This window comes from Paenibacillus algorifonticola (genome assembly GCF_000971975.1).
GTDB classification, from domain to species: Bacteria; Bacillota; Bacilli; order Paenibacillales; family Paenibacillaceae; genus Pristimantibacillus; species Pristimantibacillus algorifonticola.
This window is the reverse complement of the sequence record NZ_KQ040781.1, coordinates 121,700-147,098: the sequence shown is the minus strand read 5'-3', so window position 1 is coordinate 147,098 and position 25,399 is coordinate 121,700. Positions and strand designations below refer to the sequence as shown.

The 25,399-nt window shown below is 47.9% G+C and carries 14 protein-coding genes and 1 pseudogene; 3 read left to right on the top strand and 12 right to left on the bottom strand.

The window, feature by feature from the left end; translation table 11 throughout:
- Nucleotides 1-13: 13 nt before the first annotated feature.
- The 4 genes from WH37_RS04075 to WH37_RS04060 are packed head-to-tail and all read right to left on the bottom strand — an operon-like array spanning nucleotide 14 to nucleotide 9,941.
- Nucleotides 14-880: a hypothetical protein gene (locus WH37_RS04075; RefSeq protein ID WP_046229283.1), complete on the bottom strand. Its 867-nt coding sequence runs from the start codon at nucleotides 878-880 to the stop codon at nucleotides 14-16.
- On the bottom strand, nucleotides 870-6,443 hold the full coding sequence (locus WH37_RS04070) for a non-ribosomal peptide synthetase/MFS transporter (RefSeq protein ID WP_046229282.1): 5,574 nt from the start codon (nucleotides 6,441-6,443) through the stop codon (nucleotides 870-872). The genes WH37_RS04075 and WH37_RS04070 overlap by 11 nt, the downstream gene beginning before the upstream one ends.
- Nucleotides 6,440-7,768 (bottom strand): glycosyltransferase family 4 protein, encoded by a 1,329-nt coding sequence (locus WH37_RS04065; protein ID WP_046229281.1) that lies wholly within the window; start codon nucleotides 7,766-7,768, stop codon nucleotides 6,440-6,442. The genes WH37_RS04070 and WH37_RS04065 overlap by 4 nt, the downstream gene beginning before the upstream one ends.
- A 7-nt stretch (nucleotides 7,769-7,775) precedes the next feature.
- Nucleotides 7,776-9,941, bottom strand: a complete 2,166-nt coding sequence (locus WH37_RS04060; protein WP_052736798.1) for an HAD-IIIC family phosphatase — start codon at nucleotides 9,939-9,941, stop codon at nucleotides 7,776-7,778.
- 297 nt (nucleotides 9,942-10,238) lie between these two features.
- Here WH37_RS04060 and WH37_RS04055 point away from each other — a divergent pair, with 297 nt between their 5' ends.
- Nucleotides 10,239-10,628 carry a VOC family protein gene (locus WH37_RS04055; RefSeq protein WP_046229280.1) on the top strand — a complete coding sequence of 130 codons (390 nt, stop codon included), beginning with the start codon at nucleotides 10,239-10,241 and terminating at the stop codon, nucleotides 10,626-10,628.
- A gap of 2 nt (nucleotides 10,629-10,630) precedes the next feature.
- On the opposite strand, the gene WH37_RS04050 is transcribed toward WH37_RS04055, so the two are convergent.
- The 5 genes from WH37_RS04050 to WH37_RS04030 all read right to left on the bottom strand — a co-directional run bounded on the left by WH37_RS04050 (nucleotide 10,631) and on the right by WH37_RS04030 (nucleotide 17,756).
- Nucleotides 10,631-12,262, bottom strand: a complete 1,632-nt coding sequence (locus WH37_RS04050) for a hypothetical protein (RefSeq protein WP_046229279.1) — start codon at nucleotides 12,260-12,262, stop codon at nucleotides 10,631-10,633.
- Nucleotides 12,263-12,719: 457 nt separating this feature from the next.
- Nucleotides 12,720-14,519 carry a beta-glucuronidase gene (gene uidA / locus WH37_RS04045; RefSeq protein WP_046229278.1) on the bottom strand — a complete coding sequence of 600 codons (1,800 nt, stop codon included), beginning with the start codon at nucleotides 14,517-14,519 and terminating at the stop codon, nucleotides 12,720-12,722.
- A gap of 68 nt (nucleotides 14,520-14,587) precedes the next feature.
- A complete protein-coding gene (locus WH37_RS04040; RefSeq protein WP_046229277.1) occupies nucleotides 14,588-15,940 on the bottom strand; it encodes an ABC transporter substrate-binding protein in 1,353 nt (450 codons plus the stop codon).
- Between the two features lie 27 nt (nucleotides 15,941-15,967).
- Nucleotides 15,968-16,798: a carbohydrate ABC transporter permease gene (locus WH37_RS04035; RefSeq protein WP_046229276.1), complete on the bottom strand. Its 831-nt coding sequence runs from the start codon at nucleotides 16,796-16,798 to the stop codon at nucleotides 15,968-15,970.
- A gap of 13 nt (nucleotides 16,799-16,811) precedes the next feature.
- On the bottom strand, nucleotides 16,812-17,756 hold the full coding sequence (locus WH37_RS04030) for a carbohydrate ABC transporter permease (RefSeq protein WP_414811809.1): 945 nt from the start codon (nucleotides 17,754-17,756) through the stop codon (nucleotides 16,812-16,814).
- A 198-nt stretch (nucleotides 17,757-17,954) separates the two neighbouring features.
- Here WH37_RS04030 and WH37_RS04025 point away from each other — a divergent pair, with 198 nt between their 5' ends.
- Both WH37_RS04025 and WH37_RS04020 read left to right on the top strand, forming a co-directional pair.
- Complete coding sequence (locus WH37_RS04025) at nucleotides 17,955-19,760, top strand: sensor histidine kinase (protein WP_046229275.1); 1,806 nt, start codon at nucleotides 17,955-17,957, stop codon at nucleotides 19,758-19,760.
- A complete protein-coding gene (locus tag WH37_RS04020) occupies nucleotides 19,753-21,357 on the top strand; it encodes a helix-turn-helix domain-containing protein (RefSeq protein WP_046229274.1) in 1,605 nt (534 codons plus the stop codon). Before WH37_RS04025 ends, WH37_RS04020 begins: the two co-directional genes overlap by 8 nt.
- 771 nt (nucleotides 21,358-22,128) lie before the next feature.
- On the opposite strand, the pseudogene WH37_RS34410 reads toward WH37_RS04020, so the two are convergent.
- From WH37_RS34410 to WH37_RS04005, 3 genes and pseudogenes are all read right to left on the bottom strand, one after another.
- A pseudogene (locus WH37_RS34410) lies at nucleotides 22,129-22,557 on the bottom strand (transposase); the annotation flags it as partial.
- A gap of 317 nt (nucleotides 22,558-22,874) precedes the next feature.
- Nucleotides 22,875-23,795: a nucleoside hydrolase gene (locus WH37_RS04010; RefSeq protein ID WP_046229273.1), complete on the bottom strand. Its 921-nt coding sequence runs from the start codon at nucleotides 23,793-23,795 to the stop codon at nucleotides 22,875-22,877.
- Between the two features lie 27 nt (nucleotides 23,796-23,822).
- Entirely contained in the window at nucleotides 23,823-25,340 is a 1,518-nt protein-coding gene (locus WH37_RS04005) for an ABC transporter substrate-binding protein (protein ID WP_046229272.1), read from the bottom strand.
- Nucleotides 25,341-25,399: the final 59 nt, after the last annotated feature.

The window sequence follows — 25,399 nt, the reverse complement described above, 5'->3', positions numbered from 1 at the left end:
TACATATAGGCAATCAGCCCTTCTTCAGCCTTTTTAGAAGCAGAGCTCTTTTCTCTGGCGAAATGTTGTCCAAAACGGAGGAGCGCTCCTTCCCGATACCTTGCTCCGTTGCAGCTTCCGAGGCCGTTTCCCGGAACATCGCTTCAAACGCTTCCCCAACAGCAGCTATAGGAATTTCCGTCAAATACTTCTCCTTATACGCTTTCAAATGGGGCTGGTTAACTCTCTGCTCTACCGTCCGCAGTCCTCTGGTCGACTTCATATGAGCGATGGTTACATCCGCCGTCAATTCAGTACCCGTGTAGGATACCAGATCTTCCTTGATCGCATAGACCTGATAGCCGCCCTTATTGATCAAGCGCGATAATGCCGGGCTTTCCTTATGATTTTCCGTCCCGTAATACATTTCCTCTCTCCATTCCCGTATAAAAGAAGGGGCTTTTTCGATGGAATTGATCACAAAGAAGGACGCGATATATTCACAAAAGGCTTCCTGCTCTTCACGGCGGCAGGCGACGAAATCATCGTTTTCCGGTATCAAGCGGGTGAAATCGGAAAGGAACAGGCAATCTGAATCGATCATGACGGTAGGCAGTGAATCCTTTTCAATGACCTGCAGCAGGAAAGCCGTTTTGGAGTATACATTTTTGCGCCAGTCCTCATCGTGAAGCAGCACATGCTTCGTATTCAGTTCGGTTGATACAATTTCCATCTGCGGAAAAACAGACAAATATTTTTTATCGTCCTCGGAAAGTCCGGTATCATAAACATACAGCTTATGGATACGGCTTAAATCCACATTGTCATAAAAGGAATTGACAAATAGCTTTCCAAAGTCAAAATAATCACTGTTCAATACGGTCATTACATTAAATATCATAGCTCTTCCCCCTGCTAAAAACGTTCTTACTCGCAAGCTGTTTATTTATCCGCTCCAGTTCCCGATCTTCCTCCTGCTGTATGCGATCCTTATCCCTAATAAACAGCGGCCCCGGGATCGCATCGGGTAAAATATCATCCATATATCGGAGCGGATTATATCGAAGACCAAGGAAGCTCCATGCCGCCATAAACAAGCCGATCAAAATAAACAGCAGGCCAATTCCCCGTGTCGGCCCCGTACCTACGAGCCAGCCCAGGCTCTTAACAAGCTCCGGATGATCGACAAACAGCGGTTTGAAAATTTTGTCCGACAGTAGACCGCCAATATAGTAGCCCAGCGGAATAGTAGGCAAAGCGAATAGCTGATTGATCGAAAATACCCTTGCCAGCAGCTCGGCCCGCACCTTGGATTGGATCAGAGTCTGCCAGTGGGCGTTTGTCATCGACAGGGAGACACCGTAAGCGAATACCCCTGCCATGACCAGACCCGTTATTGGCGTAAGCCCCATAACGATGTAGGAAAGACCGATAAGCAAGCTAAAACCAATCATGCCCTCCGCTCTTCTGCGGGTACCGCCCCATAACCCCATAGCCACTCCGCCTGCCAGTCCCCCTATGCCGATGGCCGAGGTCACCATTCCGAGCACAACGGTAGATCCAAAGGTTAGAACGAGAGGAGTGATGAGAACGTTAGCCATGCCCAGCATCAAATTGGAAACCATAAAAAACAAAATCAACGCCACGAAGCTTTTGCGCTTCCTGATGAAATTCCAGCCTCCGGCCATTTGAGCCCAAAAAGGCTCTTCAATTTTGCGGAATAGGGAATTCGGAAATCTTATAAAGAGCAAAGTTGATATAGCAAAAACGAAGGATAGGAAGTCGATGATAAGAATGCCCGGCAGCTCAAAAGTCATCACCAGGACGCCCCCCAGAAGCGGCGCGAGCACTTCGCTCGAAGAGGTAGCCAGCTGCACAATTCCATTCGCTTGTCCCAGATATCGCTTGGGCGCAATTTGGGCAACTGCCGCCAAATAGGCCGGGCGCTGAAAGGCATTTGCAATGGATAAGGCCGCCACCGCGACATAAATATGCCACGTCGAAAGCGAGTTGCTGTAGAAGAACAGGGCAATCATAATCGTGACCAGCGCAGAGCATATATTGCTCCAAATCAGAATATGCCTGCGATCCTTTTTATCCGCCAGAACACCTGCAAATGGAAGCATTAGGATGCCCGGCAGACGGTGAAACACAAGCGTTGCGGCAAAATCCATAATGGCGCCTGAATGGCTGTACACCCATAGGCCCATCGCAAAACCCGTTAAGCTGGAGCCCATCATCGAAATAAACTGCCCAAAAACGAAGATGAAAAGCGTTCGCAAATTCGGAAGCACTTCCGGCGATGCTGCCGTTTCCCAGTTATTTTGCTTCAGATTCTCCTCTTCCCCCTGTTTTTCCTCGTTCTCCTTCTGCTGCTGCCACGCTTCAAGGCCATTCTCTATGCAATCAGCTACAGCATGGGACTGATGCTTAAAGAAATAATGGCCCGCATTTGGAATCAGATCTATATCCACACGGCTGCTGAAAAACTCCCAGTCCTTATACTGCTCCTCATAAAACTCGGTCGTCCTGTCCCGTTCGCCGACAATGCAAAGAAGCGGCGCCTTTAATTTTGCATGATTAGCATCGGCATACCGATCAGAGTAATACCGCTCGCTTTCACGGCGGTCATGCCTGAGACTGCGGATAATAAAATCCCGCTCCTCTCCTGACAGCGTTTCGCTGAAGCCGCCCAATGATCGGAGCATATCCATATAGGCACGATTTGAAATGCGGCGATCCCTTGGCAATAGCTTGTTCCACAGCTTGAACAGCTTGCCCGGCAGCTGCGACACAGGAAAATTTCCTCCCATAACAACACCAGCCATATTCATAGCCTCTTGCTCCAGCAGTCTCGCTATTTCAATAGCTAGAGCGCCTCCAAGACAATGCCCGTAGACAACGATGGATGGGGCATCAACTTTGTCCTTTATTTCCCGTACACAGCGCCTTGCTACTTCTTCCAAAGGCTCAAGGGCTTCATCTTTTTTGCTGAAGTCATGCCCGGGTATTTGAACGGCATACAGTGCATAATGATCCGGCAGCGCATCCGCCAGCGGCTGATAGGAAATAGCGCTCCCGCCAGCAAAGGGAACACAAACGATGGCAATCTCCTCGGAGGCCTTCTTTTCCCTCGATAGACGGTGGAGGACGTCCCCGCTGTCCGTACTGCCCTCAGAGACGATAGCGGACAGTTCCCCGATCGTCGGATATTTAAAAAGGTCGATAATGCTCAGCGCATGATCGATTCCTCGAACGACCTGGACAGCCTTAAATGAGTCTCCTCCCAGGCTAAAGAAATCATCGTTAATCCCTATTTTCTCGATGTTCAAAACCTCGGACCAGACAGCAGCCATTCTCGCTTCCAATTCGTCCCGCGGCGCTTCATAATCGTTTTTCGCAGCTGATTCTAGGGCATTCGGAGCAGGCAGAGCGCTGCGTTCCACCTTGCCGTTAGCGTTCAAGGGCAGCTTATCCAGCTCCATAAATATCGCAGGAATCATGTAGCCCGGAAGCTTCTCCTTCAGAGCGTTCCGCAGCTCGGCTAGATTAACTGGCTGTGACCCATCCTGCACATAATAGGCAACAATCTTTTTTTCACCGTTAGCATCTTCATGAACGGTCACAAAGACATCCTTGATCCCGTGATATTCGAGCAAAGCTGAATGGATTTCCCCCAGCTCAATTCGGAAGCCGCGTATTTTCACCTGCTCATCAACCCTGCTCAAAAACTCAATATGCCCGTTTTCCAAATAACGCACAATGTCTCCGGTCCGATATAGCCGACCGCCATTTTCCGTGTCGAACCTATTCGGTATAAACTTTTCAGCGGTTAAATCCGGCCTGCCCAAATACTCTCTGGCAACACCCGGCCCTCCAATGAACAGCTCCCCGGGAACTCCCATAGGCGCCAGTTGCAATTTATCATCCAGCACATAGATGGATACATTCGGCAGCGGACGTCCAAGCGGCAGCACCGAAGTATGCTGAACGGGCCTTTTTTCGGTTACGGTATATGTCAGCATAGACACCGTCGTTTCGGTCGGTCCGTAATGGATCTGGATCTCCGTCTCAGGCTTCGCCGCCCTGATGCCATCAATCATGTCCCAATAAGATGGCTCGCCAGCAAGGATAAGCCGTTTATTAGGAATAATATCGCGAAGGTTCGCCCGTTCCTGCAGCGCCTTGAAATGGCTTGGAACCATTTTAATCACATCGATTCCGTGCTCCCTGAAGTATTTGGCATATTGCTGGGAGTCGACGGATTGATCATAGGTCAATATATGAAGCTGTCCGCCCGTGTTTAATGCGGCCCAAACATTAATGGTGGCGAGGTCAGCCGCAAAGGTGGAAGCAATCGCGTATTTAAGCCCTGGCTCCACATCCAGCCTCTGCATCACTCCGAAATAGTAATTCAGAAAATTCCCATGCTCTACTGCAACACCCTTCGGTTTGCCTGTAGAGCCTGATGTATAAATGATGTAAATCAGATTGGAAGGCTGCAGCGGCACCGCCATATTGTCACTGCTCTGCTCTGCGATTGCTGGCCAGTCAGCGTCGAGATACACCCATTCGGCCGTTGCAGCATCGCCTAAGGAAACCGCTAAATGCGCCTCGGCAACTACAATATCAATGGAGGCATCCTCCAGTATGTACCTGATACGGTCGACAGGAAACAGAGGATCTATTGGGACGTAGGCTCCGCCTGCTTTCAAAATGCCAAGAATGCCCACTACCGTTTCCAGCGAACGCTCGGCAAATAAGGCTACACGTTTTTCGGGGCCAACTCCTTTAGCGGATAAATAGCGGGCAAGCTTGTTGGCTCTTTGATTGAGCTCCACGTAAGTGTAAGACCTGCCCTGGCAAGCAACCGCAATGGCATCTGGACTTTTCTGCACCTGCTCCTCAAAAAGCTTGTGAACATATGGCACATCAGGATGATTTTTGTATTCGGAAAAGCTCCATTCTGAGAGCAGCGTTTGTTTTTCTAGTGGGGTAAGCATCTCAATCTCATGAGCCTTTAAGCTAAAGCTGTCGGCCATAGAGGAAATGATCTCCATGTAATGGCCTGCCATGCGCTGGATCGTTTCGGGAAGGAATAAATCGGTGTTGTAGGTCAAGAAGCAGGTCATTTCGCCTTCAATGTACTTGACGGCAAGGTTCAAATCAAACTTTGTCGTATTGTTGCTGCGCAAAAAAGGAGTAACTTCCAGCCCGGTAAGCTGAAGGGCTGTTTTCTCTATGCTTTGAAAATTAAACATCGCCTGAAAAACCGGTGAATAGCTCAAATCACGTTCAATTTGCAATTCCTCCACAAGCTTCTCAAAAGGGAGTTCCTGATTTGCAACGGCTCCCATAACGGTTTTTTTGACCGTTTGCAGCAGCTCCCTGATCCGGGGATTGTCCGCTAAACGAACTCTAATCGCAAGCGTATTGATGAACAAGCCCATCAGGTTTTCAACCTCTTTATGGGTACGCCCCGCAACCGGAGAGCCTATGACGATATCATCCGCTTGGGTATAACGGTTCAGTAAAATAGCAAAAGCCGTTAATGAAAAAACAAATGGGGTTATCGCTTCTTCGCTTGAAAGCGTCTGAATTTTGTCCGCCATTCCATCTGGAATAATAAATTTATGAACTTTCCCATTATAGGTTTGTACATCCGGACGGGGAAAATCGGTCGTCAATGGCAGACATGGAGGCGCTCCTGCTAATTCTTCCTTCCAGTACTGGATCTGTCTTTCTGTAACTTTTCCCTCTAATAGATTCCTTTGCCATACCGCATAATCCATATACTGCACGGGGAGCTCCGGAAGCTCAGGCTGCAGGCCTCTGGCAAAGGCATTGTAAAACCATTCAATTTCCTTGTTCATTACACGCAAGGACCACATATCCGACACGATGTGGTGGACGACGATAATCAGGTAATGCTCTCTTTTTGAGGCAGATAGCAAAGTCACCCTTATCGGTAAATCATTAGCCAAATCAAAAGGGTTGTGTACCTCTTCGTGGACGAAGTCCTCGATTTTTCCCTCCAGCTGCTTTCTGGTGAGCGCCTTTACGGATTTCTCGCCAATCGTAATAACTGGATTGGAATGACGGCAGCACTCAACCTCATGCTCGCGACTGCGATAAACCATCTGCAAAATCTCATGCCTGTTCACAATCGCATCGAAGGTTTGCTTAAGCGCATTCAAGTCCACCCTGCCCATCAGCTTGGAAACAAGATGGGTATTATAGGCAGCCTTGTTCGTATGCCATTGGTCAAGAAACCAGAAGCGCTTCTGCGCATAGGAGGCCATAAAGCGGTCTTCGCCGGTTCTTTCCAGCCGGGTGATCTTCAAGCTTTGCGCCGGCTGCTCCGTACCTTGTTTTTTCATCCTCAGAGCCAGCAATGCCTTCTGCTTGTCCGAAAGGCCGCTCCATTTTTCTGCAACCGCGTTGTTATCCGATCCTTTACTCATTGGTCATTACCCCGGCTTTGATTTTTTTTATTTAACCTTAAGGCGAGCAGCGCCTTCTGCGCAGGAGTAAGCTTGTCGGTCATTTGGGCAACGGTATTTTCTTTAACGGCAGGGACTAGGTCTGATTGCTGCGTATTTTCCGCTTCGACTTGCAGATTCAGCAAAAACGCTTCAACCCGCCTGCTCCCTCCCCTATTTTCTACATAATCCAGTGCCGCTTCCCTGGAACGTCTTGATACATCCTCATAGTGTTCCCTTACGCTCAATAAACGTCTGAGTGCCTCCTGCCACGGTTGTATATGCTGCTCTGGAATATCCGATACCGGCAAGCTGCGCTCATCAACGGCCTGCTTATAACCGTTAATCGGATTTACCGGAAGCACATACTCCACCCCCAGCTTGGCTTCCGGATTTCCCCCAACGTCACTTGCCAGAACAGGGATGCCTCGCAGCATAGCCTCTACGATCGTCCTTGATTTGGCCTCAGCCCACAGGGAAGGAACGAGCATGACACGGGTTTGGCAGAAAAGCTTGTTCATATCGTCTACTGGATCAAAAATACGAACGTTTTTGAGCTCCATCAGCGCTTTCATATCTTCGGAAGTCGTGCCCCATGTCGGGATGGCGGCAAATGACAGCTCAGGAAAGGAGCGCGCCAGCTCTAGAAAAATCGATATCCCCTTGTAAGCGCATGGATTAACCATGGCCACATAGCCCTTGTCGAAATTTCCAAAGTCCGGAAAAGGACCATCGCCAAACAAAGAAATGGGAAGCACCTCTGCTTTGAGCTTGGCCCACTGCCACATATAGTCCTTCAAATAATCGCCAACGACGACAATGGCTGCCGCTTTACGCAGCAGCTCCGTTTTATCAGGCGCCTCCAAAAAACAATCCGGTCCAAACGGCAAATAAAGCGTTGTCCTGGCAAGGTAGACGACTCTGGAGGGTGCGCTCTTCACAGCTGCCTCCAGCAGTACATGCCCCACATCCTCCGTGGAAATAAGAATTCTATCGGGAGCAAACTCTTTCATTTGCCTGATCAAATAATCCTTCAACCTTGCGCTGTCCATCGCTGCTCGGACTTTCACAGCATGAATAGCAACACCTTTAAGGTTGAAAACCGAAACTTCAGGACTTGAGGATATAACCTCAATCTCACCAACACCCCGCTGGTCTTGTTCTGAGGCACTATTGACCAAGGCTGTAGAAACGACGCGGCACTCGTGCCCTAAGCGGCTTAATGCTTCCATAAGCGTCCTGTTTGACTTATTGGCTCCACCAAGTGCTGGATAATAGGATGCATTTTGAGCTAGTAACAGCTTCATACTTGCCTCACTCGCTCTCTTCCCGAAGCAGCAGCTCGATTTCTTCTTCCGTCAGGTTTTCCAAGGCCGCTAATTGTTCAGCAATCAAATCTTCGTCAAAGCTGCTGAGCAAGCTCGTTTCGACACTCTGAGCAAGCCCTGCGACCGTAAGCGAGCCTTCGAACAATACCGTCATTGGCAAATCTACTTCGAATTCCTCCCGAATTCTGGACAAAATCTGAATCGCTTTGATGGATTCGCCGCCAACCTCAAACAAATTATCCATGACTCCGATTTGCTCAATGACTAAAACATCTTCCCAAATTTTTAGTATTCTTTTCTCGAATTCATTCCTCGGAGCTACATACTCCGCCCGCTCCCCAGTCTTGCCTTGCGAGGCCGCCTCAACTTTGGCGTGTATGCTTCTAGACGTATTCAAATGCCTTCCAATGTCATCCAGCACATCTAAAATGACCGGATCAGAACCGCTTGCCGTTTGCTGCACGGCTGCATGAACCTCCTCACGTAAGTGATCCGCTTGTTCCAGATAGGACGTAAAGTCTACTGTTCTCGCAAATGCAGCGGTGAACGCATACACTTTATTTTCAGCCGAAGCCGTAACGTTCTGTGCTCCGATTAAGCTTAAAAACTGTCCGGCAGGCTGGTTTTTAGAGGTTGGAACAAAAATAACCTCCACTTCGCCCAGACCTTTGTCCGCCGCTATTTCGCCAAGTCTAGCAAGCATTGTATACTCTATTCCTTTACCTAGAGCCCTGCAGCTAAGAAGGAAGCTGTCCACGCTGAGCTTTGAACCCTGCTCGCGGCAAACAACCAAACCTACTATTCCATAATCTCCAAATCTGTCACTGGCAGCTACGGTGAAGCAGCTCACATTTTCTTCGCTGCATATCCTTCTAAGCTCTGCTTCAGAGCGCCTAATCGTAGTAAAATTAAATTGATTCACCCTTTGAGTCAATTGAGCGGCTCTTGCCAGCTCCGTCTCACCCAGCGGAGAAATGCTGACGTTCAGCTCCAACCCGCTTATAAAAGCTTCGTAGGACAGCATTTCCTGCTGGAACTTATTCCGCTCCGTATTTTGTTTAACCAATTCCGTACGGCTCTGGTCTGCCGCAGTCGTGTTTATACGGTCAAATGCCCATATGTTGCTTAAGTAAAGCGGAATGTCCTCGTCATTTTCAGGCAAGCATAACGTCAGAACTTGGGGACAACGAGTCTTAACCTCCATACATTCGACAGGGTTGTCGTCAATAAAGATGAAGCTGTCCAAGCCCAGATTCAGTTCTCTAGCCAACGCTTCCAAATTATCCGATTTGCGCTCCCAGTTGATTCTGGAAGCCGCGATAAGTTCGGGCTTGATCAGCATATCAGGCCGATTCAGCGCCTCTATGATATCGCTTTCATTGTTTTTGCTGCACAGGCATAGAAGCATCCCCAAGCGCTGCTGCTCCAGCATAAACGCCTGCAGCTGCTTTCGGTATGGGTCCACCGCAATCCCTTCAACTCCGTCTTCGCCGCAAATGCCCTTCCACAGCGTCTGGTCGCAATCCAGCACGATTACTTTATAAGGCAGGCTTGTGGCCGAATAGATTTTTCTGGCAATGACCGTACCGAGCGCATCAAAAAAGATTTGTTTGTACGGAATATGTCCCATTTTATCCGAATGGAAATCATAATAATCCGCTACGGGATATAGATCAAGAATATCAGAAGAAGCGACTGGCAAAATCCCGTTCAGTCCCTGAAGTCCTTGATATAAACGGTTCTCTATTTCTTTATAATCGCAAGCCGTCTCGGTGCTCCATTCCATTAGTGGCGAAGGAGGGCAAATACACACGATATGAATGGCTGATGTGGTTTCTACTGATGTTTTCACGGCATTCAGCAGATCAACGATATTTCGGTCGACTTTGGATTGTAATAAAGCATCTTTTCTAATCTCCGTTTCCAAACCGTCTTCGACCCTAAACCAATCATCAAAACGAATTAAAATGACGTTAATGCCGCTGTTTTGACGCATAGCGCTATAAGGATCGAGCAGCTGTTTGAAAACCTGATTCTCATATTGAATCGCAGCGTTTATTCCGAGCTTTTCCAACCAAAAAACGAGTGATCTTCTGACTGGCTCTGCTGTGAACGTTGCCGAAAATACGAGATTTAAATCACGACTGATCATATTCACGAAACTTCTCCCCTTGCTTAGATTAGGATAGCACTTTTACAGCCTTCTCTAGCTTTTAAGCCGCTATATCTGGGAGCTTATAAATTTTTACAACAAAGTCAATTTTATCGTAGTCTATCGTCGAATCGTTGTCAACGAATTCCCTTTTTTTGTCGAGGATGTCAATTATCTTGTTTATTTGACGATAGAGGATTATATTATATTTGTGATGTGGGCTATGAGATCATAAGCCGTTGTATGTGGTTAAATGTGTGGAATATAGCAGCTAAACTTTAGCAGGAGTTGAATCATATGAAGGTACATCATATAGGCTATGTTGTAGAGGATTTAGATAAGGCATTACAGGAGTTTATCGCACTTGGATACGAGGTAGACGGCGAAAAGTGTCATGATGATCAACGGAATATTTTAATTCAATTTATTAAAAATGGTACCTATTTAGTGGAGCTGGTTTGTCCGCTGAATGACAATTCTCCGGTTAAAAACCTTTTAAAAAAGGCTGGCAGCACACCCTATCATTTTTGTTATGAAACCGCGAACATTTATGAGAAGACCGATCAATTGAAGAAGCTGGGCTACCTAGTCATAGCCGAAGCTTTGGAGGCCCCGGCTATCGGCAATAAGAAGGTCGTATTTTTGTACAAAAATAATGTAGGCATTATAGAATTGGTCGAGGAATAGGCTCAGATCGTTTCCTTGTACAACTGAAAGGACTTCCATGTCTTTATGGAGCCATCCTCACCTTCAACGTTGGCATGAAAAAATCCTTTCCCGTCGATAAATGCTGGAACACAGTGCTGCTTTGCCTCAATAGCAGCCTGTAGAGCTAGAAGGGCAAGCGGTTCGGCTGCGTCAAAATTCGCATACTTGCAGTTGCTTGCAGGCAGAAAATAGCCGAAATGAAATTTTCTGCTGACGATATTATCTCCTACTCTTCTAGCCATCTCCAAGTATTGCGAATGTCCAAATTTCGAATAAACATCAAGCATCGCATAAAGAGCTCTTGCATCGTCGCATGGTGTCGAGAAATCCAGATCGTCATCCACACCAGGCTCACGGCCCATATCTCCAAGACCATTCCCTTTGGCCATGCTTCTTGCCGCTTCCCATAGGCTCACGTCGCCAGTCTGTATGAACGTTCTCACATAAGAAAGCAAAAACTTGCTAGTAGCGGGAAACTGGCCGATGATGGCGCCTTTATCTCCGTAATAGCCGTCCCGTTTAAGCGCGTATCCCGATAAATCCGTACCGTCGGTGAGCATCGGCTTAAACGCATTCCTTTCAGGAAGATAGCCGTATTTCAAAAAAGCGCCGAGCCCTTGCCTTGACCAATCTGCCAGCTCCTTCACAACTTCCCCAAGCATGCTCACAAGCTGAAGCTGCATCAACGTATTTTCATAATAGACGGTAGAGGCCTGCGCTTCCAAAAGCATTTTCCCTTCCAGCGCTGCGTCTCCAAACTCGGGACCGAATTGCCGCCCAGCCCTGTCCCCGAAGCGGGAATGCGTATTGCTGTCATCATTCGTATGATACACTTTTCTCGCTTGGTTGAATTGATACGCACCTAAGCCTGTATCCGCATTTCTCGCCTTGTTATACTGACGTGCGAGCCTTTTCAGCCATAGCAGAGCGCCTTTCTCGCCCGCCAGCTTGTACAGCATCCCTGCCGCATATATGAGATCATTTCCCGCGTTCAGAAAGGACAGCCCGCTAACCTCTGAAAACGGCTCCGCATCACGGAATTCGTGTGCCCACAGCCTGCTGCTTTTCAAGCCGAAGCTGCCATGTCTGCTAATTTCAAGGGAGCTCCAATTGATCACATGCGCATTCCATAACGCTCTAATGTATTTGACGGTAGCTGCAGGGTCAACCTCGTACATGAGTTCATAATACGGAAAATGGTTTTTCAGCTCATGCACCATACCGTTTTTTTCCTCTGCTCCGGCAACCTGCAGCGTTCTCAGGTCAATCAGCCGATGCCCGCCCCATTGCAGCAGGCCGCACTGGCTTTGAAGATGGTCAAAGTGAAATTTGATCGCAGCTTTTGCGGCATTTTCATACTGCTCATCGCCTGTAAGCCTCGACAGCCCAACAAAGGTGCGAAAAAGGTTTTGCTGGCTCGCCAAATTGGACATGACCGCCTCGCGCCCTCCGGGAAACCGCCATGTGACGGGCTCCTTCTTCCTGACGTCAATGCCGTCGGCGAACAAAGGGCTAAGCTCCCGTCCGGTGCGCCCCCTCCCCTCCTTAAGCACATTGTCTGCAAACGTTATGACCGTGTTCAAGCGCTGCTGATCCCTCATACTCTTTTCCACCGATACACACCATCCTCTTGGATTTCCGGTATAAAAGCTTCGATCTCCACTATGATTGTCTCTATGGTCAAAAACAGCTTGTTTAGCAGGTTCATAGCTAATATACCATAAATTTACCAGATTCTGTGATGGAGTAAAACGTGAAAAATTCTATAAAGACTACAATGCCGAATTTACAACTGCTGCAGAAGCCTCAGGTGTACGTAAGGCGTATCATTTGCTATGCTGCTTTCATTAAAAAGGAACCATCAGATTTCCCGATGGCTCCGAAATTCATATATTAAAAAGATTCATGAACAACTAATTTGCTGAGAGGCAAGCGTGTACTTGGACGAGCCGGAGCAGCTGCTTGACCGATTGTGACGATCATGACCGGGATAAATCGAGGTGGAATATTCAAAGCTTCTACAAGCCCGCCAGGGTTAAATCCCCCCATTGGTCCGCTATCGTAGGTAATTTAGCTCTTATAATGATAGTCCGGAATGGCTTCCCACCGTTTCTTCAGCTCATGCGCAGCTAATTTTGGCTTGCGGTCACGCGTAAATATGCCTTTTTTATTCCCTTGAACGCGGAAGATGCCCTGACTGGTGCTGAAATCGGCAAAGTTCCATACATGTTCGCCGACAAAATTGCTGCACTCGTCGAACACCTCATGATTCGCCCGTAAAAATTCGGACTGAAATTCCTCAGTAAACATGACGGGATCAACGTCATGGAAGCCTGCGATCGTATCCGCGCCATATTCCGTCATGATGATTGGCTTCTCTGGGCAGCGTTGTTTCCAGCCTTCGAGCTCATGGCGGAGTCTCGATTTAGCAATCTCCCATTCCCCGCCTTCGACGTACCAGCCGTAATACCGATTCAAGCAGAGAACGTCTACCAGATCCGATACCTTGCAATGCTCCGGGCTCCCTTCTTGAAGCGTTACCACTGTGACGGGGCGTCCTTGCGGGTCGCATTCCTTCGCATATCGGAGCAGCGGCTCGAAGTACTCGCGCGCCCCTTCCTCGGAAGTCGCAGGCTCATTAGCGATGGACCACATAACAACGCATGCATGGTTCTTGTCTCTCGCAATCAGCTCGCGAATGGCTTCCCGATGCGCTTCATAGGTTCTCAGCTCTTTCCACGTGTCCCGTCTCTTCCCACCCGTCAGCGTTGGAATGAAATTCAAGTGCAGACCGACGGCAGCCACCTCGTCGATAACGACGAATCCTTCCCTGTCAGCCAGTCTCATGATTTCTTCCGAATATGGATAATGGGATGTACGGAACGAATTGGCACCCATCCACTTCATTAATCGAAAATCCATGACATTGGCCGCCTCGTTAATGCCACGTCCATGGATCGGCGAATCCTCGTGTTTGCCGAAGCCCTTGAAGTAGAACGGTTTGCCGTTGATTAGGAATTTGCCGCCCGTCACTTCCACAGTCCGGATGCCAAAGGGTTGATCATACTCATCGATAATTTCCCCTCCCTGAACTAGCTCCACCTTTAACGTGTACAAATAAGCATTCAAAGGCTCCCAAAGCTTAGCATCCGCCAGCAAGAAGCTCCCTTGTGCCCCTTCTCCTTGGGCAACGACGGTTCCCGCTTCATCTAGGATGTTGATACGCACGTCAGACTCTCCGGCGCTGTCAATCTTGCAGCTCACTTCCGCGGAGCCGTCATCCTTGACGCTTGATATAATCTGTACATCTTGTATATAGCTTTGAGGCGTCGTGTAGATCTTCACAGGACGATGCAGCCCCGCATAGTTAAAGAAATCGAAATTGGGATTATTCCGAGCGACTTTGCCCACTCCTTCAATATCGCGCTCCATGAAATGTCCCACGGGCAGCGTCGATTCGTCCAAAATATTATTGACGGCAACTGTGAGCCTATTTTTATGCGGCAGCAGATGACCGTTCAGTTCCACTTCGAACGGTGTAAAGCCGCCCGTATGCTCTACTGCCAGTGTTCCATTGATATACACCTTCGCTTCATGGGTGGCCGAGCTGAATCGAAGAACGATTCGCTGCGAGGCCAGCGTCTTCGGAATAATGATTTCCCGTTCGTACCAAACCCAACCTACATGATTTCGTATTCCGGCGTTAACGCCGATATCGTTATAGGAAGACGGAACAGCCATCGCAATCGTGTCGCTTAGCGACTGCATCTGCCATCCTTCCAGTAAGCCGATTCCGGGATCTGTTTTGAAATTCCAAATGCCGGACAAATCGATAACGCTGCGAGAAGACGTATTAATGGGGTATAGCATCCTTATCACTCCTCATTATGGATAATAGATGTGCAGCGCGAATACCCATCCGCGCTGCACAGAACTTTTTACTGCTTGGAATCAATAATTTTCTGAACCTTTTCTTGTGTATTGCGAATCGTCGTATCAATGTCAACGCCGGATAACATCATTTTGTCGAATTCCTCCAGGAACACCTTTTCTAACTCCGCATGGTAAGGAACAGCGACAGCTGGGGTGGCCTGCTTCGTGTTTTCGAGAACGTACATCAAGGATTCCTTATCGATTTTTTCAGGCGTTTTCGTGCCAGCAATAATGTTGTCTACAACCTCGTTCAGATCGGCTTTTTTCCATGAAGGGAAGTTCTTGCCCTGCAGGACGATTCCTTCCGTTGTGAACCAGCGGATAAAGGTGTAAGCAGCTTCTTTATGCTTGGATTTGCTGTATATGCCAAATACGTCGCCGCTGACGTTGCCTGTGAGCGGATCCCCTGCGTTCATCGTCGGAAGTGGTGCGAACACGGTTTTGAACGTTGCAGGTACTTGCTCCGTTCCCCCTGCTTCCGGCACCAAGAATGATGCCATCGTAATCATGCTCGTATCCTGGTTAAAGTATTGAGGACGGTAATTTAGCTTCTGGCTCACAATTTCTGAGTAAGGCGTCGCCGATCCTTCTCGTTCCCCTTGCAGACGAACTTCCAGCGACTTCCTTATTGCAGGAGTATCGATGTTTGCTTTCAAGCCATCGTCCGTCGTGAGATTAGCTCCGGTAGTGGATTGCCCCATATTCTGAATGAAATAACCGAATTGAATCCAGTTGTGGAAATAGGTACCGTATTGTGTTTTGCCGTTTGCCGTCGTCGTCATCGCCTTGGCATACTCCATATACTGGTCCCAGGTCCATTCCTTCGGAAGCTCCAGTCCCGCTTCCTGGAGACGGCTCTCGTTGATGAAAACCATAGGCGTAGAAAGCTTGCCTGGCAAGCCATAGGTTACATCTTTGATTCGCGTGTCCGAGGAGTACTCGTCCGCCAGAGAGAAACCTTCCTTCTCTATATACGTATCGACTGGCTCTAACAAGCCGAGCTCGGCGCGCTGGCTGAGAAATGCCATGTTACTAAACATAATAACATCCAGGTCGTCGCCAGAAGCCGCGGCTAAATCCAGCTTTTTATAATATTCATTCGAGTTGTTGTCTTCTGCGGAGTTGAACTCCACCTTGATCTCAGGATGTTTCTTCTCGAACTCCTCGATTACGAGATCCCAATTATCAGCTTTCTTCGGATACCAAGTATGCAATTTAATCGTGACTGCCCCGTCTGAAGAGCCATTGCTTCCCGTCTCCTCCGCAGCACTATTGCCGCCTGCCCCCGAGCATGCTGATGTTGCAAGCGCAACCAAAACTGAAACGACAATCGCCTGAATCCATTTTTTCTTTAACATCGAAATTCCCCCTTGAATAATAGTTTTCTATCCTTTGACACTTCCCGAGGCCACGCCTTCAATGACTTGTTTCTGGCCTACAATGAAGATAATCAACAGCGGCAAGATCGCAGAAACGGCTCCCGCCATCATAAGCGAATAAAACTCTCCATTAAAATCGGCAAACTTCCGAATCCCCAGCTGAAGCGTGAACAAGGCTTCAGAGCGCAGGAAAATAAGAGGATTCTGATAATCGTTCCATGTCCAAATGAAACGCAGAATCATATAAGTCGCAAGCGCCGGCTTGACTAATGGCAGCCCGATCCGGAAGAAAATAATCCAATGATTCGCGCCGTCGATTCGCGCAGATTCGATAATCTCATTATGGACGCTCATGAAAAACTGGCGCAGCAAGAACGTGCCTAATACTCCCGATGCTGCAAGCAATACAAGACCAAAATGGCTATCGAACAGGCCAAGCCAGCGAAACATCATAAATTGCGGAACAAGGATGGCCTGAGAAGGAATCATGTAAGTAGCCAGCACTAAGATAAACATAGCTTCCCGGCCTTTGAAGATCACCTTGGAAAATCCATAAGCGGCCATAGCCGAGATGATTAACGACAATGCGGTGGCCATCAGTGTCACTTTAATGCTATTCAAGTAATAAAGAGTGAATGGAACAGCACCTGACCAGACTTGTGTGTAATTTTCTATCATGTACCATGTTTTTGGAATCCATTGTATGGGGTATGTCATGACCTCCAATTCAGGCTTGAACGAGGCCGATAACATCCAAATGAATGGCAGGATAAAAAATATCCCGACGATTCCCATTAGAGCCGTGACGATCAAACGGCTCGCGCTGACGGATTGCATATGTGTATTCCCCCTAGTAATTTACCCATTTCTTCTGACCCACCCATTGGATAAGTGTCACGAATAAGATCAGGAGCAGCAGCACGATCCCCATCGCAGACGCATAGCCGGATTGCAGGTTAACAAACGCCGCTTCGTAAAGGTAATAAACGATGACAGATGTAGAGCCGGCAGGGCCGCCGCTGGTCAACACCATAATGAGATCGAAAACCTTGAACGAGCCAACCACCCCTGTTATGAGCAAAAAGAAGGTTGTCGGAGAAAGCATGGGCAAGGTAATAGTAAAAAATTGCCTCATAGGAGAAGCACCATCTACATCGGCCGCCTCGTAAATATCCTTCGGAATCCCTTGCAAGCCTGCCAAATAAATGACCATATTAAAGCCAAGCGAAGTCCAAACCATAATAATCATGACTGCAATCAGTGCGAATTGCGGGTCCGCCAGCCAAAGTGGCGGATTCTCAATGCCTATCCCCCGCAAAAATCCGTTAATTGGTCCGCTGTTGGGATGGAACAAGACTCTCCATAATAAAGCGATTGCCACGAAACTTGAAATGAAAGGCATAAAGTAGATGACTTTGAAGAAATCTTTAAAGTAGGTCGCTTGGTTAATCAAAGCCGCGAGCACCAGCGCGAAAAGCATCGATACGGGGACAACCGCGATCATGATGACATTGTTCCGAAGCGCTCGATGGAACCCTTCATCATGTAGCAAATTATTATAATTCTCAAATCCGATAAAATTTAGCCCTTCGAGCCCTGCGATGAAGTTCCACTCGGTAAAACTTATCAACCCTGACAAAATGATCGGGATAACGACCAGCGTCATAGTCAACAACAACATTGGCAAAATAAATAGATAACCATTAATCATGTCGTAAAACCCTTGCTTGCGGATTCGGAGAGCCTTTCCTGTTTTCGCCCTCTGATTCAAACCATTTCTCGTTGTCTGCTCCAAATTTGCCACCTCACTGTCCTCTGTGTCTTCCTCATTATAGGTGCCGCGTTCCAGGCAAACATGCAACGATTTTTTCTATAGCAAAAAAGATTTGCGATATTTTTTCCCGTATTGCAAAAAATGTTGAATGAATCGTTCATCTGCATGCTGTAGTATGGCTTTATAAAGAAGAATGGCAACGAGGGGTGGCACAACATCATGCGTGTTATATTGAAGCTCAAACATTTATCCTTGCGGCAGAAGCTGATTCTGTCATCGATTGCCTGTCTGGTATTGCCTACGGTAGCTATGCTGTATATTAGCAGCTACTACTCCAAGTTAATTATTCGAGAGCACACGCTTGAGAAAGCAACGCAATCCCTTGCCATTGTACAATCTCAAGCCAATGCGATTATGGAGGAGCTTGTGTCCATCTCAAATTTCGTCCAATTCGATCCCGAGATTAAAACCTTGCTGGAAGAAGCCCAGGATCATCCGATTGCTGCTAGACAACTAACGGCCCGGCTAGAGCAGATTGCGGGAGAGAAGCCTGATTTACGGCTTACGCTGCTGACAAGGGATGGCCGCGCTTATTCCGATTATTCCTTTTACGATTTCGAGCCACAGCAATTTACTCAGCAGGACTGGTTCGCCAAGGCATCCCGACTGACGGCATACGAGACGTTGTTTTTGGGTGGATTGCGGAACTACTTGCCGCCGCTGGATCAAGATCAAGGATATGTTTATTTGACGGCTCGGGCATTGACGGAGGCTGTTGATCAAGCCCCCTTCGCTTATTTGATTGTCAGTCGAACGGAAGACTCCATTCGAGATCTGTTCGCCGGCTTGGAAGAAGATGTTTACCTGCTAAGTGACGAGGGTACCATTCTATCCAATCGAAATGCTGACGTAATTGGTCAGCCATTCCACACGATCATGAACGAGGAGACAAGCTCTTCACCAAGCTTTATTCACCTGCGAGGGGAGAATCAAATTCATCTCTCGCTTCCACTTCGTTATGCGGACTGGAGACTCGTAAGTCTGGCTCCTTACGAGCAGCTTACCGGTAAATTAAATACCTTCTATCAGTCCGCCTTATTGCTTCAATCGCTGTTTGCCATTTTTTTCTTATTTGCTTTGACCTATCTATTGGGTAGATTCACGAAACCGGTTCGATTGCTGGGCGAGGCAGCCAAGAAGGTGGAATCCGGGGATTTGCAATATCGCTCCAATATCCGCGGCCGTGACGAGATTGGGCGTTTGGGACGCTCATTTGACATGATGCTGGATCGGATTCAGCAGATGCTCCAGCAAGTAGAGATCGAACAACAATTAAAGAGGCAAGCGGAAATGGCGATGCTGCAGGCACAAGTACATCCGCACTTTTTGTTCAATGTCCTAAGTTCCATACGCTTGAAATTATTATTGAAGCATGATGAAGACACCGCCCATGTTGTCGGCTCCTTAGCCTCGCTGTTGCGGGCAAGCTTGATGAGGCAAAATGAATTCGTAACGCTTTATGCCGAGATTGAAACGACGATGCAGTATATTGATTTAATGAAATTTACGATGAGATTCCCGACCGAGTGCCACCTAGACATTCAGCCAGACCCGTTAACCATCACCGTACCAAGGTTTATCTTGCAGCCAATCATCGAGAATGCTTATAAGCATGGATTTACGCAGAGCGGCGGTATCATCACGATTAAGGTAGTAACAGATGCTCAAATGTTGCGTATCACAATCGAAGACAATGGTCTGGGCATGACACCAGAGACGCTTCAGACTTTGAAGGATCGATTCAATGTTCAGAAGCGGGACGTAATTGAGCAGATGATTGCGGAGGAGCGTACAGCCGCCTCAGGAATCGGATTATTTAATGTGTACAGCAGATTGAAGCTGATTTATAGTGACCGTTTTGAAATGAATATTCATAGCGTGTACGGCGAACAAACGACCATCGTATTAATATTCCCTGCTGCTGAGCCAGCCAAATCTGTAAAGGTAGGTGAACAACATGTTTAAAGTCGTTATTGCAGACGATCATTACCCCGTGCTTGATTATTTAAGCAATATCATTCCTTGGACCAAGCTTGGCTTTGAGCTTTCCGCGCTCTGCTCCAATGGAGGTGAAGCATGGGAAGCCTGCCAGAACCAACAGCCGGACATTCTCATTACGGATATTGGCATGCCTGTGATGGACGGTCTTGATCTCATCGAGAAGGCGCGCGGAGCGAATCCTCGTTTGAAAACCATTATTTTATCCTGTCACGAGGATTTTCAATATGCCCAAAGAGCCGTTAAGCTTAACGTCAACGATTATATTCTGAAGGAAAGCCTTCGCAAGGAGCATGTCGTTACGGTTCTACAGCAGCTTGCTTGCACGTTAGCCGAAGAGAAACAAGCCGAGAACAACCGTCTCCAGTTGCAGAACGTCGTGCAGCAAAATCTGTCCGCCATTCATACCCGATTTATTCGCAAGCTGCTGGAGCAGCCGATATGGAATGAAGCGGAGTGGAACGACGAAGCAGAGAGGATGGGCATCCACCTCCGTGATGGCATGCCATACCTGCCTGTTGCGGTGCTGCCGGAGCGCTCCTTCGAGCTCGAAAGCCGGTTTGGCGGAGCCATGAATATGCAATTCGTCATCGACAACGCCTTGCAGGAATTAGTTCAATACGAAGGTGTTATCTTGCTTGTACCGAACGAACGCCAATACTTCCTTCTGTTTCCTTTCCCGGCCACGTTGAAACGTAATCTTCATGAGGACATCCGCGCCGAGCTGAAGCGTGTTCAACAATTAGTGCACCGACATCTCAGTATTGGGATATCATTCTATCGCGGTGATGTGGCTCGGGATTACCTGCAATTGAAGAAGCAATTACAAGATTTAATGAATGTGAAGATGTTCCGTTTCTATGCAGGAGAGCTCGTCTATGCGGAGCTGCGGCCGCTCCAAACGACGAAAGAAGATTTGTTCCTGCATTATGCCAAGGCCTTTCAGGAGCTGAAGGATAGTATGCTTGGGGGAGAAAGGACGCTCATTCAATCTACGGTGAAGCGATGGGGAGCATTCATTCAAGATCGTGTATATCCAGTCGAATCTGTGAAAAGCTGGGTACTAAAAATGGCTTTGGAGCTAGAGCTCAAATATACGGTGATGCAAAACTTCGTGATCAACTTCAACAGTGAGCTGCAGCAGCAACAAATCGCTTCTATCGAAACGTTGAATCATCTCTTGGAGTGGCTTCAGACCTTTCTCCAAGAAAAAGCTACCGATATTCAGATGCTGCGCGACCATACGGTACGGAGAGAGATCGCGGAAGCCCAACGCTACATTCAAACCCATATTGGAGAGAAAATCGCAATGGATGAGATGGCTCATCGGTTGAATCTGAATCCGTCACACTTCAGTCGTATTTTCAAACTGGAAACCGGGGAAACCTTCGTCGAATTCGTCACGCGGACGAAGATGGAGAAAGCGAAGGAGCTATTGAATCAGTCTGACATGACCGTGGTAGAAATCGCGGAGCAGCTAGGCTACGAGCATACCAGTTACTTTATTAAGCTATTCCGCAACGCCTCCGGCATGTCTCCAAACGAGTATCGTAAATCAATGTGAGCACATTGGTTGGTGAAGGAGTTGAATGACCAAAACAGATTTCCAACTACATTAATAATTTAGGTTAACCTATCTATATTAAACAACTCTTCATAAGAAAAAAAACACGGCAGCATTAATAGAGCAAGCTGCCGTGTTCCAACAATTGTTGTTTAAATTTCAAAATCTTCATTAGGTTCTACCATAAGAAAGCAAGCAATTTAGGATTCGTCATCCCCACTTAGTCAGGATAGCTTCGTACTCACTCTGAGTGACCGGCATCACGGTTCCATGACGCTTTTTTAAACGACCAAAAGAATATTCTTCTGCCGCCGGCTTCCGCCAGCACTTCCCGGATGTATCGCCGATATTCGTTGTGACGAGTGGCAAGTAGCCACGATTCGTTCCTTACTGATCAACCAGAAGTCCCCACTTCTCTTCGCCGTTAAACTTGAAAAATTCTGGACCCTCTACATTCTTTCCAGTTAGTTCCAAGCCTAATGACTCAAGTGTCGAAATAACTTTCCATTCCCCCATAAGACGTTCACTGGATTCAATCGTGATTTGACCATCGCCCGAAGCTCGATAATACATACCACCTGCTTTAATAATAGTGGTGTCGATAATCGCCCAGGCACAGCCCGCTTCCTTTGGAGCGACCTCAACCATTCGAGGCTCAGACCAATTCACCAGATCGGATGACTCCCAAATAATGATGGAGTGGCTTCCAGTGACCGTTGCTTGAGACTCTTGCCAACCGCCGCGATGATAGATACTAAGATCAGTAGCCATCAGTACACGGCCACCGACCATGCGGTGCGTGATGGCTTGCAGCACAATCTCATCAAAGATGTCTTGAAAAACGGAAGTAACTTTAAATCGTGTACGCCGGTTCCAACTGATCGTCGTGTGGTCCGGCACGCGATCCGTTAATCCCAGACCTAGAAACCAGCGATACGCGAGATTCGTTTGCACTTCGCGTTCAAGCTGACGTTCGGAACGAATGCCGTAGAAATAGCCCAGAAAGATCATCTTGAAAAGAACAAGCGGATCAATGGCTGGACGCCCATTGTCTTGTGCATACAGATGCCGAACCTTTTCATCAATAAAGGTAAAATCGATGTATTTGTCGATCTTGCGAAGCATATGATCAGCAGGCACTAGATCTTCAATGGAAACGAACTCGTAACTTTGTTGTTTTTCTTGATTAGAACGCAGCATGGGACGACACCTTCCGTTCGTATAAGTCACCATTGTTATACCATAGTAACGCGGTGACGCGTTAAACTAAATGCTTATAAAGATGGCTGTCGAGTCTTTCTCGACAGCCTGCGGCTACTGACAACAGTGTGTCAGTAGCTTTTGCCGCTTGTACTGTCGAAGTCAAAACCCCGTTAACGAGTTATATTCCCTACATGGCTTCTACGGATGATATGTGTTCAAGATAGGCGACTTCACTACAAAGAGCCCCCGCGCACCGACCCAATCGGTGCGCGGGGGCTCTGGAACAAACAAGCTAAGGACACTTAGCCTGGCTTCTAGCTGCCATACGTCAATGCGAGCTTAGCGAACATATCTTCCAGAGTAAAGCGGACATCCACAAAATGATAGACACGGATCATTCTTTCCTTCTGATCATGCACATAGTACATATCCTCGGTTATTCTCGGAGCAGGCTTCATTTCATACCCGTATTCGTGCTCATCCAGAAGCAGGCTTATGGCAGGCGAATCGCCGAGCGACCACATTTCACCTTTGGGCCACGGGGAGTCCTTGAACGCTTCTGCTGCCCAATTGTTGAAGTCGATCAGCTGCTGGAACAAATATTGCCCGATTTCACCGTACGGCTTAACCTTGTACATCAGCTCCGCAATACTTACCCTCATCGTCGTATAAACGGTGTGCGGCACCTGCCACAGCTCCACTGATGATTGGAACACCACATTAGCGGCAGCAATATCGTTAAACAAGTTATACTCCCAGCCACCGAGCGGCCAGTGCCCGCCGCCAATCCAGACAACTGTCAGCCTATCCGAGATGCGCGGTTCCATAAGCAATGCTGACGCCATATCCGTAAGCGGTCCAAGGAATACGACATACAGCGGAGAAGAATCCTCCTTCATGGCTTCATGCACAATCGCAGCAGCCCCCTCGGAAGGGACGGGCGTTTCTTCGTTCTCCAATGCGCTGACCGCTCCCTTATAATAAGGGACCTCCTCTTGCAATCCCATAATCGAGAGCACCTTCTCAATCTCGTCATAGCTTTGCTGCATCGTGTCCTTCCGGTTCATCATCGAAGCCGTTTTTTCAAATTGGGCAGCTATAATACCTTTTATCCTGAAACGAGGAGTCAGCAAGGCATGGACAATGGCAAATTGATCATCAGCCTCGTTTTTCGCGTCGGTATTAATGATCAGCCTGATTTTCTTAGACTCCGGTACATCAAACGGCAATTTCATACTCCGCCACCTCCGTTTTTCAACTTTTTATTTGCCGTTAGCGGCCGCCCATTCATCAAGCTGCTTTTGTTTCTCAGCAATAATCTTATCCAGCCCCGCCGCCTTCAGCTTCTCGTTATACTCCTCAATGAGTGCAGGATCCAGCGAGCCGGATTCCAGCCCGACTTTGTATTGGTTGACCACGTTAGTCGCCGCAGCCACCTCCGTTTTTACCGGCGTCGCATCGAAGGAGAAGCCGAGTGCCGGAGATACCTTCGCGGACTCGTTGAATTTTTTCGTCTGCTTCCAAATATCCTTATCCGTACCTTCCCACACATATGTTAAAAAATTGTTGCCCACTTCCCATTGGTTGAACTGATATGTCGTTTCCTTCACGCCGTCTGGAAGCTTGATCGTTCCGTCCTCATTCTTCACATAGTGCTTGCCTTCAATGCCGTTCGCCAGCAAGTTCATCACTTCGGCATCCGTATAAAGCAGGTTAAGAAGCTGCATAGCGCGTTCCGGGTTCTCGCTGTTGCGGGGAACCGACATCATAAAGCCGCTTGCTCCATTCGATTGGATCACGGGCTCAGACAGATGGACGCTGGTCATTTCATAACCGGTAGTCTTGGATTCCTGTGCCTCAAAGCCTGGCTTCATATTATTAAAATAACCAAGCGCTTTGCCTGCTTTTACAAGACTTGAGCCCTGCTCCTGCGTCGTTGCTACGTCCTGCATAATATAGCCGGCTTCATACCACTTGCGCGCAAGAGTGACCTTGTTTTTGAAAATGTCTGTTTCCAGCAGATTTACGACTTTCAGATCATTACTGTCCAGCAAAATCACGCCAAGGCTGTCTCCAAGCGGATCGATCTGCGGTGTATACATTTGATAAGCAACCGTGCCTGTTTGCGTGCTTTGAACGAGTGGCGCAATGCCCGGTTCCTTATCCTTAATCGTCTGGAATACCGTACCAAGATCCTCAAAAGTCTTGACTCCCGAAAGATCAATGCTGTGCTTGTCAATCAAATCCTTACGCATGACCATGCCATAATCTGCGCCCACGTCGCGTATGCTCGACACGCCATAAATACTTCCGCCGATTTTCGTACCATTGTAAATTTCCGAAGGCATCGTATTTTTAATTTCCGGCGCATACTTCTCAAGAAGCTCGTCAAGCGGCAGCAGCTGTCCTTTGGCAACCTGAGAGCTGTAATTAAAAAAAGAGGAAGTAACAAGCAGGTCCAGAGGCTCGTTGCCTGCCAGAAGAAGATTGACCTGCTGGTTCCATGCTGCAATATCAATTGGCATCAGCTTCACAGTCGCATTAATTTTGGACTTGGTAATTTTGTTTATCTCCTCCTGCACCGCCGCAACATCCGACATCGTGCCGAGATTAATAAAGGCCATCGTCAGTTCCACGGCTTCGCTATCGTTTGCTCCAGCTTCACTTCCAGATCCGCCAGGCGAAGCGCTGCCTCCATTTTCCGAACTGCCGCAGGCTGCAAGAAGCAGGCTTAGTACAAGCATAATCGATAAAAGCAGTGTCGTTGTTTTCTTCTTCATCTTCGATTTCCCCCTGTGTGCTGATGATCATAAATCTATACCAATCGGACCTGCGAAAT